The sequence below is a fragment of the Viridibacillus sp. NPDC093762 genome (genome assembly GCF_050279675.1).
Lineage (GTDB): Bacteria > Bacillota > Bacilli > Bacillales_A > Planococcaceae > Viridibacillus.
The window spans coordinates 18,819-31,327 of record NZ_JBNNUK010000003.1 but is presented as its reverse complement, the minus strand read 5'-3'; the positions used below and the strand labels follow the sequence as shown (position 1 = coordinate 31,327).

The window sequence follows — 12,509 nt, the reverse complement described above, 5'->3', positions numbered from 1 at the left end:
ACTACCATAAAGGAAGTGAAATGATGGCGATCGAGTACGAGGCTTTATTTCAAAAGTTTTTACCAGCTTTAATTAGTAAAAGAAATGAATTTATCATGCAAGGGTTTAAAACGGTAACAGTAGAGGACATATGGGATGTATGCGTAAAAAAGAAATGGCGCAAACGCAATATTCAGACATTGCGTCCTTATGAAATGGTTGAGGATTTATTTTCTCTAAGTACTGCACAATATATGACCTATACTCAAATCGAAGAATCGAAGACATCTAATTGGTTCTCAGAATTAAATCAAGATGAATTACAACTGCTATTACATGGGAATGGTAGTGAAGGGCCATAAAGAAAAGTTTTAAATCAATAAAAAAGGGTTGATTTGACAGTGGAGTCCACCTGTTTCATAATAGACCTGTTAAGTTTTAAAATTTGATATTGTACGGATGAAACAAATTTTTTTACTAAAAAACATTTTACAATACTTTTTATATGAGGTTTTATAGGTTATGAGCATTTAGTCTCGAAGTTTTTACAAGCTTTATGAATAAATTCGTGTCATAATATAGATTATTGAGTAAAATGTTTTATAAGTCATACCGCTGTATTTGTTTGAGGAGGAAGTTTGAATGAAATTAAGAAGCCGTATCGTTGCTTTTTTACTACTAGTAGTTGTTTTAGGTGCAACGATGAGCACGACTGTTCAAGGAGTCTTGGACAATATTAAACTAGGCCTTGATTTACAAGGTGGTTTTGAAGTTCTTTATCAAGTAGAGCCGTTAAAAGGTGGTCCGGATATTACAGAAAATGATGTTAAGGATACGGCACAAGCACTATCACGACGTGTAAACGCACTAGGTGTTAGTGAACCGAGTATTCAAATTGAGGGTAAAGACCGCATCCGTGTTCAATTAGCAGGTGTTGAAAATCAAGAATCTGCTCGTGAATTACTTTCAACTGAGGCTAATTTAACGTTCCGTGATGTTAACGATAACATCCTGTTAGACGGAAATGATTTGAAACAAGGTGGTGCATCTGCTTCATTTGACGACCGGAATCGTCCTATCGTTACTTTAAAATTAAAAGATCCAGCAAAATTTGCTGAAGTAACAGGGAAAATTGCAGCTATGGGAGAACCAAATAACTTATTAGTAATTTGGTTAGACTTTGAAGAAGGTAAAGACTCTTACGCAGAAGAAGTTAAAAAGGCAAAACCTAAATTTGTTTCTGACCCACGCGTAACGCAAGTCATCAATTCAAAAGACGTTCAAATTTCAGGTGCATTTACTGTTCAGGAAACAAAAGATTTATCTGGGGTTTTAAATGCGGGTGCATTACCTGTTAAATTAGTTGAGAAATATTCAACTTCAGTAGGAGCACAATTCGGTGATGAAGCGCTGAAAAGTACGATTTTTGCAAGTCTAGTTGGTATTGGATTAATCTTTATCTTTATGCTTGTATATTATCGTCTACCAGGATTAGTAGCGAATTTAACATTAGTAATTTTCACATTCTTAGTACTTGTTATCTTTGACTGGATTAATGCAGTTCTTACGCTACCAGGAATTGCAGCAATTGTACTTGGGGTAGGGATGGCCGTAGATGCCAATATCTTAATGTATGAGCGAATTCGTGAGGAATTACGAGTTGGTAAGTCCATAAAGGCAGCATTTAACTCAGGTTCGAAATCTTCATTCTCAGCTATTTTCGATGCCAATATTACAACGCTTCTTGCAGCAGCTGTATTATTTATCTTCGGGACAAGCTCTGTTAAAGGTTTCGCAACAACATTAATGATCAGTATTTTAGTCAGCTTTATCACAGCTGTTTGGGGAACTCGTATTTTACTAGGCTTACTAGTAAACAGCGGATACTTTGATGGGAAAACGGGTTGGTTTGGCGTAAGTAAAAAGAAAGTACACAAAATCGAAGAAGGCGTAGATACATTAGATTTAAGCACACGCTTTGATAAATTGGATTTTGTTCATAATCGTAAAAAATACTACGCAGCTTCTTTAATCTTCCTTATTGTCGGGTTTACTGTTTTAGGAATCTTCAAGCTTAACTTAGGAATTGATTTCTCAAGTGGTACTCGTGTGGAAGTTAAAGCAGAGCATCAGTTAACAAAAGAAGAAGTTGCTGATACTATCGCCAAAGTTGGATTTAAATCAGAGGATATCGTAATCTCTGGTGAAAAGAAAGACATTGGAGTTATTCGATATAAGCATGACTTCTCAAAAGATGAAGTTAAAAAAGTAAAAGCTGAATTTAAAAAAGAATTTGGTCACGAACCAAGTATTAGCACCGTATCTCCTACAGTTGGACAAGAGCTGGTGAAAAGTGCTATCAAAGCATTATCAATTGCAGCTATTGGCATCATCATTTATGTTGCCTTCCGTTTCGAATGGCGCATGGGTGTCGGTGCGATTGTATCATTACTACATGACGTATTCTTTATGGTCGCGATATTTAGTTTCTTCCGTCTAGAAGTGGATATTACGTTTATTGCTGCTGTATTAACGATCGTGGGTTATTCAATAAACGATACAATTGTAACGTTTGACCGTATTCGTGAAAACTTACATCGTGTAGGTAAAATTAAAGATTCAGAAGAACTTGCCAACATTGTTAATAAATCGCTTCGTCAAACTTTAGGACGATCTGTAAATACAGTATTAACAGTAATTATTGTTGTAGTTGCATTGTTGTTCTTAGGTGCACCTTCAATCCAAAACTTCTCGATTGCATTACTAGTCGGGTTAATTACGGGTATGTATTCGTCAATCTTTATCGCAGCCCAAGTTTGGTTCTCACTTAAAAAACGCCAAATGAAAAAACAAGGTAATTTAGACGTTAGTAAAAAGAAAAAACAATGGGGCTCTGACGAGCCAGTCGTATAATTAAGTACGTAAATGTTTAGCCCACTTAACTACTCTGCACTTTAAAAGTGTAGAGTAGTTTTTTGTGGATTTAGAGCTTTAGTTAAAGTTTGTTTTATCGGTATTAGAAAGTAAACAAATAGAGAGGTACGGGCATGTAGGTTAAATCTTTTTATAACAGTTAACCTTCAAGTTGCTTTGGCTAAAGGTTTTTTTCGTAAGTTAAATTAGGTATAATGAAACGCGTGAGGAAGTGACGTAAATGGTAATGACAACAAAAAGATGGCGAATAGAAAGACCAGATGAAATGCTAGTAAAGACATTTCAAAAAGAACTCGGTATACCTGCAATATCAGCGAAAATATTAGCTGCACGTGGTTTCGATACAGTCGAATCTGCACGTGCCTTTTTAAATATTGATCATCAATCTATAAACGATCCATTCCAAATGTACGGGATGCAACAAGCGGTTGATCGTATTCATCAAGCAATCAAGAATGATGAGAAAATACTTGTTTATGGTGATTATGATGCTGATGGAATTACGAGTACAGCTGTAATGATGACAGTTTTGAGAGACTTAGGTGCGAAGGTAGAACACAAAATTCCCAATCGATTTACCGATGGGTATGGCCCTAGCGAACGATTATTCCGCGAAGCTCATGAGAGAGAGTTCAAATTAATTATCACGGTTGATAATGGTATTTCAGGCAATCATGAAGTACAAGTGGCAAAAGAGCTTGGTATGGACGTTATTGTGACGGATCATCATGAAATAGGAGACGAATTGCCCTCAGCTGACGTCATCATTCACCCGAGACATCCAAATGGGGAGTATCCGTTTGGTGAGCTTGCAGGTGTTGGTGTAGCATTTAAAGTGGCGCATGCTCTATATGGTGAATTTCCAAAACATCTGCTAGAATTTGTAGCGATTGGAACAATAGCTGATTTAGTGCCTTTATTAGATGAAAACCGTTATTTAGTAAAGGAAGGTATTATAGCCCTGCAGAAATCAACAAGACCTTCTATAAAGGCATTATGCACTGTAGCCGGTACAAAGCAAAATGACATTACAGAAGAGACGATAGGTTTTGGGTTTGGACCAAGATTAAATGCATTAGGGCGTCTTGGTGATGCCAATCCAGGTGTAGATTTCTTACTTGAAGAAGATGAGGCGAGTGCAGCGACCATGGCGAGCCTTTTAAATGATAAAAACAAAGAACGCCAAGGTATTGTTTCTGATATTACTGAGCAAGCAGTTGCTATGGTTGAAAATATTGATGAAATCCGAAATTCACAAGTACTTGTTATAGCTGAAGAAGGCTGGAATCCAGGCGTAGTAGGAATAGTAGCTTCTAGACTTGTTGAAAAATATTATAAACCAACAATTATCTTATGTATTGATATTGAAAAAGGGATAGCAAAAGGTTCAGCACGTAGTATTGAAGGCTTTAATATGTATCAAGAACTTGCAAAGAATCGTGATATTTTACCTGCATTCGGCGGACATCCAATGGCAGCTGGTATGACACTGGCAATGGAAGACGTAGATGAATTGCGTGAACGACTAGATATACAAGCTAGAGAATGTTTAACAGAAGAAGACCTAATTCCTATTCTTCAAGTAGATATTCCTCTGAAAATAGTTGAGATTGATACAGATTCAATTGCAGAAGTAAGGGCATTAGCCCCGTTTGGCATGGGTTTTCCAAAACCTATGTATGGTATTGAAGATGAACACATTCAATCGATGCGAAAAATTGGTGCCAATGAAGATCATTTGAAAATGGAAATTGGTCAACCGGATGCTACCATTGATGCAGTTGGATTCCATAAAGGATATCTTGCAGATGAGCTCACGTATGGCATTAACGTTTCTTTTGCAGGTGATTTACAAATTAATGAATGGAATGGCAGAAAGAAACCACAGTTTATGATTTCAGACGTACGCACGGATGAATGGCAGCTATTTGATTTACGGGGAATAAGACAAGTTGCAAGATGGTTGCAAACAGTACCGGTAGAAGAATCTACATTTATAGCATTTAAGCCTGATACAATGCAGTATTATGAATCTTTAATTCCGCAGAAAATTATGCCATATAGTGAAGAGTTATTACTAGAAGATGTTAGCCCTTTTGTCGTCTTATTAGATATGCCACAAGATGTTAAAATGCTAGAGGACCTATTAACGAAAGTAAAACCGACTCGAATTTATGCTCATTTTTATATTCCGGATTCGCATTATTTTGATGGTATGCCAACGCGTGAACAGTTTGGTTGGTACTATACGTTTTTGAATAAACGGCGTGAATTCCATCTGAGACAGCATTTGAATGATTTAGCGAAGCATAAAGGGTGGAGTCGTGATATGTTAATTTTCATGACCCAGGTGTTTTTTGAACTTGGATTTGTTACAATAGAAAACGGACTTGCAAAAATTGTAGAAGGTGCGCCTAAAAAACAATTATCAAGTGCAAACGTTTATAAAACACGCGTACAACAAATGGATTTAGAACAGACTTTGTTGTATGCACCATATAAAGAATTAAGACAGTGGTTTGATGCGAGATTATCCGCTCAAACAGTTTCTGAGGAGGAACAGTAATGGATTTAAAACAATATGTGACTATCGTTGAAGACTGGCCAAAAGAGGGCATTTCTTTCAAAGATATTACGACAATAATGGATAACGGAAAAGCATATAAATACGCAACAGATCAAATCGTGGAATATGCTAAAAAAGTAGGCGCTGAATTAATCGTTGGCCCTGAAGCACGTGGGTTTATTACAGGATGCCCTGTAGCTTATGCTTTAGAAATCGGTTTTGCACCTGTTCGTAAACCAGGTAAATTACCTCGTGAAGTAATAAGTGCTGATTACGGTTTGGAATATGGTAAAGACACATTAACAATGCACAAAGATGCTGTTAAACCTGGTCAAAAAGTATTAATCGTGGATGATTTACTTGCAACTGGTGGAACTGTAGAAGCAGCTATCCAACTTATTGAAGAATTAGGCGGCGAAGTAGTTGGTTGTGCATTTTTAATCGAATTAGAAGAGCTAAACGGTCGTGATAAGATTAAAGGGCATGATATATTTACATTAATGAAATACTAATAAATTAACCTCTTTGTTTTTAACAAAGGGGTTTTTTATCATATAATTAGAGTTATTATGATTGCCAACTGCTTTTGACGCAAATAGCCTTTACAACAAGGCTGTTTTTTTTATACAATTAAAGTTAAATCTAATCGGAAAATTTATGAAATAGGGTGGCTAACATGGCGAAGGATCAAGTGATGACAGTAGAAGACGTTTTTGCAACTCTTTCTTCTTATATGAATACCGAACATGTTGCTTTTGTACAAAAAGCATATGAGGTTGCGAGAGAAGCGCATAAAGAACAGTTTCGAAGCTCGGGGGAGCCTTATATTTTACATCCTATTCAAGTAGCAGGTATTTTAGCTGAACTTCAAATGGATCCAGAAACAGTATCAGCAGGCTTTCTACATGACGTTGTAGAAGATACGCCCGTAACACGTGAAGATCTTGTTGAAGCGTTCAGTGAAGATGTTGCTATGCTTGTGGATGGTGTTACAAAGCTAGGTAAGATTAAATATAAATCGAAAGCAGAACAACAGGCTGAAAATCATCGCAAAATGTTTGTCGCAATGGCGCAAGATATCCGTGTAATTTTAATTAAATTAGCGGATCGCTTACATAATATGCGTACATTAAAGCATTTACCTGTTGAAAAGCAACGACGTATTGCAAAGGAAACGCTTGAAATTTTCGCTCCATTAGCTCATCGCTTAGGGATATCAGCTATTAAATGGGAGTTAGAAGATACTGCACTTCGTTATTTAAACCCACAGCAATATTACCGTATCGTTAACTTGATGAAGAAAAAACGTGTAGAACGTGAAGCTTATTTATCATCTGTTATGGGGGAAATCCATACACAGTTAGATGATATTGAAATTAAGGCTGATCTTTCAGGACGACCAAAACATATATATAGCATTTACCGTAAAATGGTTATGCAAAATAAGCAATTTAGTGAAATTTATGATTTACTTGCTGTACGTGTGATCGTCGATAGTATAAAAGACTGTTATGCTGTTTTAGGGATAGTGCATACTCTTTGGAAGCCAATGCCTGGCCGGTTTAAAGACTATATCGCAATGCCAAAACAAAACTTATATCAATCGTTGCATACGACAGTAATTGGGCCTTACGGTGACCCATTAGAGGTGCAAATTCGTACGATGGACATGCATAATATTGCAGAATACGGGGTTGCTGCACACTGGGCTTATAAGGAAGGTAAGAATATCGATATGAGTAATTCGAATATCGATAGCAAACTAACATGGTTCCGAGAAATTTTAGAGTTTCAAAACGAGTCTTCTGATGCAGAAGAATTTATGGAATCATTAAAATTTGATTTATTCTCCGATATGGTCTATGTTTTTTCTCCAAAAGGCGATGTCATGGAATTACCTGCAGGATCTGTACCGATTGACTTTGCATATCGCGTACACTCTGAAATAGGTAATAAAACTATCGGTTCAAAAGTAAATGGTAAAATGGTGCCGCTTGATACACCTTTAAAAACTGGTGATATTATTGAAATCATGACATCAAAGCAATCATTTGGTCCAAGTCGTGATTGGCTGAAAATTGCACAATCTTCACAAGCTAAGCATAAAATCAAGCAGTTCTTTAAAAAACAATTGCGTGAAGATAATGTTGTAAAAGGTCGCGAATTAATTGAAAAAGAAATTAAAGAGCAAAACTTCGATCCTAAGGAAGTATTAACTCCTGAAAACTTTAAACGCGTATGTGAGAAGATGAATTTTGCTAGCGAAGACGATTTAGTTGCAGCAGTAGGCTTTAATGGTATGACTGCACAACAAGTTGTAAATCGTCTTGCAGAAAAAATTCGTAAACAGCGTGATCATGAAGAAGCGTTAGTGAAAATCAATAAGGAAATGAATTCACCTGAAAAGAGAAAAGCTACTGAGTCTGGCGTCGTCGTAAAAGGGTTAGAAAATCTACTGATTCGTCTTTCGCGTTGCTGTAGCCCAGTGCCAGGTGATGATATTGTTGGTTTTATCACAAAAGGACGAGGGGTTTCTGTTCACCGTGCAGATTGCCCAAATGTGCAATCGAGCGAAGAACAAGAGCGCTTAATCGATGTTGAATGGGACTCAGCTTTTGCTGATGAGAAGAAGGAATATTCAGTGGATATCGAAGTATCAGGCTATGATCGTCCGGGCTTACTGAATGAAGTGATGCAAGTTGTAAATGAAGCCAAAACAAATATTAGCGCTGTGAGTGGTAGAGCAGATAGAGATAAATTAGCAACTATTAACTTAACTATTCGCATACGTGATATTGCTCATTTATATAAAGTTGTAGATCGTATTAAACAAATCCCAGATATTTATTCTGTACAGCGTGTGACAAACTAAGATAGGAGTTTTCATTTTGAAAGTAATACTGCAACGTAGTAAAAAAGCAATTGTCACTGTAGATGGACAAGTCACAGGTGCCATTAAGCAAGGATATGTATTGTTAGTTGGACTTACACATGGTGATACAAAGGCCGATGTTGAGTATATCGCAAATAAAATTGTGAAAATGCGTCTATGGGAAGATGCTGATGGTAAAATGAATCATTCTATTATAGATCACGGTGGAGCTATTTTATCTGTATCGCAATTTACTTTGTATGCCGATATTCGCAAAGGAAATCGTCCTAGCTTTATTGAAGCTGCACAACCTGAGGTAGCAGAGCCTTTGTGGGAGTATTTCAATGAAACACTTCGTAACTTAGGTTTACATGTTGAAACAGGGATTTTTGGTGCCATGATGGATGTCCAATTAACAAATGATGGACCAGTTACGATAAGTATTGAATCGAAATAATAATAGTCATTACATTAGAGACTGTTCATTAAGGGATATAAGGATGAAAGATTCCTTTTTTACTATTGTGAAAGTAATAAAACCTCAGATTCTTTCATACAATTTTGTATGGAAGCATCCGAGGTTTTTTCAATTGAATAATTGAATGGATTAGTTTAATCTTGATTCAAAAAAACAGCCTTATTCTAGTTTTCTTGTAAAAAAACTAATAAGGCTGTTCGTTGTCAAATATAGTTATTGCATTTGGAAGTAATTGTGGATGCCTTGTGCAATGCTCCTGCTGACATTATTTTGGTGAGTAGCATTGATAAGTTTACTACGATCCTCAACATTTGAAATAAAGCCGACCTCTAAAAGAATTGAAGGAACAGTCGCCATTCTATTTACATAAAAGACATTCGTTTTAACGCCCCTATTTGTACTACCCATTGTAGGTTGATAAGCGCTATGAACAGCATTTGCTAGTTGTCTGCTTCTTGTTGGATATGGATTACCTGAAGCAGCGTAATATGTTTCAGTTCCTTTTGCAGTAGCACTTGCAGAGTTCATGTGGATACTAACGAAAATATCTGCTTTTTTTGTTTTTGCAACGTCTACTCGACATTGTAAATCTACTGTTTTATTAGTAGATGAAGAGCAAGCAGAATATTGACCGCGTGTTGTATATACGGTATAGCCCATACTCTCAAGATGGCTTTTTGTCTTTAAAGTAAAAGCGTATGTTAGTGCGGCTTCATTGTAGCCTCCGCCACCTGAACCAGGGTCTGAACCGCCGTGTCCAGCATCTAATACAATCGTTTTATTTGATTCAGCAGGCGGATTTGTAGCTGGATTTGTTAATGTTATATAACTATTTGGTGTATTATTTGAAATCCAACCTGTTTGTCCAGAAGCATACATTACTTCAACCCATTCATTTGATGGATAAGTAGCATATCGCAGCACCGTAAAGTAATCTCCAGCAGAGGCTTCAGACAATATATCTCCTTTTGTATTCGGTTTTGAACGAATATTCAAGTAACCAGATTGTATAACGATATATTCTGTTTTTGAAGGTTTAGTATATACCACATTGTCTTCAGGCGTATCAGTTGGTTCCTCAGGTGTTGGATTTTCGGGCTCAGAAGGGTCTGGTGTCGGTTCTTCTACATCTGTATCTTCACCCTCATCTGGATTGTTTGGATTTGATGTTTGTGACGTATGTTTTTTTGAACTAATTTTCCCATATGCTGACTTGGAAGAAACCCAACCTTTTTTAGTAGTCGAATATTGAATTTGTACCCATGTACCAGATTCCTTTAAAATTTTAAATTCATTACCTTTTCTTACAGTACCAATAATAGCAGAGCTAGCTGATGTAGAAGCTTTTTCACGTACGTTTAAATTAGCAATAGTTATGTAGTAATATTTACCAACATTACTAGCAGTGGTAGTTGTATTGGAAGAAGTAGGTGATTTAAACGTTACATAACTTTTAGAAACCCAGCCCGTATATTTGGATGTTTTAATCTTCACCCAACCACTTTTTTCGTCTAATACAGTTCCTTTTGTGCCTTTTGCTAATTTACCAAGACTTTTATAGCTAACTGCAGCACCGGAGCGAATATTTAAATTACTAACATTTGTCGATACTGTTTTCGATGTAGCGGCAGTATTAACGTTTGTTGTTACTTTAGATAAGTATTGTGAAGAAACCCAACCTGTTTTCCCACTATATTTTACTTTAATCCAAGAGCCTTTAGATGAGATTTTTGTTAATTTTGTGCTTTTTGGAATTAACGTAAGTTTTTTTGTACTTGTACTAGGACCTTCACGTAAAGTAAGTTGACTCGCCGTTACTTTATATGATATTGAAGAAGATGCCTCCGTATGTATAGGTTGGTAAAAATATGAGCAAATAAGCGTGGTGCAAAGAAAAAAAATACTAAACGTTTTAACTAATTTTGTTTTCATGCTAATCCTCCTTTTTATCTATTGTAAAAGGAAATGACATGAAAAATCTATAGTTTTTCGAAATAGTTGACATATTTGTTTATAGTGGGTAAGATATTTAGTAATCTGAATTTATTTAAGATCACCTATGACCGAGCAAGTAACTATATTTTTAAGGCTGATAAGAGAGGAAAAGACGTGGCTGAAATCTTTTCTACAGTACAGTATAGTGAATAACACTCGAGAGGTTTTTCTTCGAAAGGCATTGGCTTATTAGGAGAAAACGGAATCGGCCGTTATCCGACATGAGAGGATTTAGTTATACTAGATCAACTAGGGTGGAACCGCGGAAGCTTATACAGCTCTCGTCCCTTGCATTTATTGCAAGGGGCGAGAGCTTTTTTAGTTTCATCATAGAAAATCGTAAGATAAAGGACAGCGTTTGTCCAAAGTTAATCTGAATTTTTGAAAGGAGTTAATGATATGAATTATAAAGTACCTAGAGGCACTCAAGATATTTTACCTGGACAGTCTGAAAAATGGCAAAAGGTTGAGGAAATTATTCGTCAGCTTTGCCAAGTATATAGATATCAAGAAATTCGCACGCCAATTTTCGAGCAGACGGAATTATTCCAACGTAGTGTTGGAGATACGACTGATATCGTGCAAAAGGAAATGTACACATTCAAAGATAGAGGAGATCGTTCTTTAACGCTTCGTCCAGAGGGTACAGCAGCAGTTGTACGTTCTTACGTTGAACACAAAATGTTTGGTCAACCGGATCAACCAGTAAAATTATCTTACATTGGTCCAATGTTCCGCTATGAACGCCAACAAGCTGGACGTTACCGCCAATTCGTCCAATTCGGAGTAGAAGCAATTGGTAGTAAAGATCCTGCTATTGATGCAGAAGTAATTGCACTTGCAATGGATGTATACGAAACAGCTGGATTAAAAAACTTAAAATTAGTGATTAACTCTTTAGGTGATGCAGATGTTCGTGCAGCTCACCGTGATGCTTTAATCAAACATTTCGAACCACATATCGGTGATTTCTGTTCAGATTGTCAAAATCGTCTAGAAAAAAATCCATTACGTATTTTAGATTGTAAAGTGGATAGAGAAAATCCTTTAATGGCTAATGCGCCAGCACTAACGGATTACTTAAATGAGGAATCTGCAACTTATTTCGAAGCTGTTAAAAAATACTTAGATGTATTAGGCATTACTTATGTAGTAGATCCGAACTTAGTACGCGGCTTGGATTATTATAACCACACGACTTTTGAAATTATGAGTACAGCAGCAGACCTAGGCGCAATTACTACTTTATGTGGTGGAGGTCGCTATAACGGTTTAGTTGAACAAATCGGTGGTCCAGAATCACCTGGTATTGGCTTTGCAATGAGTATCGAACGTCTATTGCTTGCACTTGAAGCTGAAGGACGTTCACTTGATACAGACAATGCACTTGATATGTATATCGTTGCCATGGACGAACAAGCGAAGTTAAAAGCAGTAGAATTAGCAAGCTCATTTAGAGCAAAAGGTATTTCAACTGAGCTTGATTATGCGAGTCGCAAAGTGAAAGCTCAGATGAAATCAGCAGATCGTTTAGGTGCTAAATGGGTCATCGTACTTGGTGAGTCAGAATTAGAAGACCAAGCTGCTAATGTGAAAAACATGGAATTGGGTAGCCAAGAAAAAGTGCCATTTCATGACTTAGTGAACTATTTAACAAAACATAAAGTACAATAATTGGAGGAAAT

Annotated in this window: 8 protein-coding genes and 1 other annotated feature; of the genes, 7 read left to right on the top strand and 1 reads right to left on the bottom strand. The window is 36.6% G+C overall.

Features of this window, described 5'->3' with window-relative positions; genetic code table 11:
- Positions 1 to 23 precede the first annotated feature (23 nt).
- From ACQKM9_RS05610 to dtd, 6 genes are all read left to right on the top strand, one after another.
- Positions 24 to 341 carry a post-transcriptional regulator gene (locus ACQKM9_RS05610; protein ID WP_427733421.1) on the top strand — a complete coding sequence of 106 codons (318 nt, stop codon included), beginning with the start codon at positions 24 to 26 and terminating at the stop codon, positions 339 to 341.
- A 280-nt stretch (positions 342 to 621) separates the two neighbouring features.
- Positions 622 to 2,892, top strand: a complete 2,271-nt coding sequence (gene secDF / locus ACQKM9_RS05605) for a protein translocase subunit SecDF (RefSeq protein ID WP_427733420.1) — start codon at positions 622 to 624, stop codon at positions 2,890 to 2,892.
- 241 nt (positions 2,893 to 3,133) lie between these two features.
- Entirely contained in the window at positions 3,134 to 5,479 is a 2,346-nt protein-coding gene (gene recJ / locus ACQKM9_RS05600) for a single-stranded-DNA-specific exonuclease RecJ (protein ID WP_427733419.1), read from the top strand.
- Positions 5,479 to 5,991 (top strand): adenine phosphoribosyltransferase, encoded by a 513-nt coding sequence (locus ACQKM9_RS05595; RefSeq protein ID WP_427733418.1) that lies wholly within the window; start codon positions 5,479 to 5,481, stop codon positions 5,989 to 5,991. The genes recJ and ACQKM9_RS05595 overlap by 1 nt, the downstream gene beginning before the upstream one ends.
- 164 nt (positions 5,992 to 6,155) lie before the next feature.
- Positions 6,156 to 8,351, top strand: coding sequence for a RelA/SpoT family protein (locus tag ACQKM9_RS05590; RefSeq protein WP_427733417.1), 2,196 nt, complete (start codon positions 6,156 to 6,158; stop codon positions 8,349 to 8,351).
- A gap of 16 nt (positions 8,352 to 8,367) precedes the next feature.
- Positions 8,368 to 8,808, top strand: coding sequence for a D-aminoacyl-tRNA deacylase (gene dtd, locus ACQKM9_RS05585; RefSeq protein ID WP_427733416.1), 441 nt, complete (start codon positions 8,368 to 8,370; stop codon positions 8,806 to 8,808).
- A gap of 234 nt (positions 8,809 to 9,042) precedes the next feature.
- Here dtd and ACQKM9_RS05580 read toward each other — a convergent pair whose 3' ends face one another.
- A complete protein-coding gene (locus ACQKM9_RS05580) occupies positions 9,043 to 10,761 on the bottom strand; it encodes an SH3 domain-containing protein (protein ID WP_427733415.1) in 1,719 nt (572 codons plus the stop codon).
- A 118-nt stretch (positions 10,762 to 10,879) separates the two neighbouring features.
- Positions 10,880 to 11,116, top strand: a binding site (T-box leader).
- Positions 11,117 to 11,223: 107 nt separating this feature from the next.
- On the opposite strand from ACQKM9_RS05580, the gene hisS reads away from it, so the two are divergent.
- A complete protein-coding gene (gene hisS, locus ACQKM9_RS05575; protein WP_427733414.1) occupies positions 11,224 to 12,498 on the top strand; it encodes a histidine--tRNA ligase in 1,275 nt (424 codons plus the stop codon).
- Positions 12,499 to 12,509: the final 11 nt, after the last annotated feature.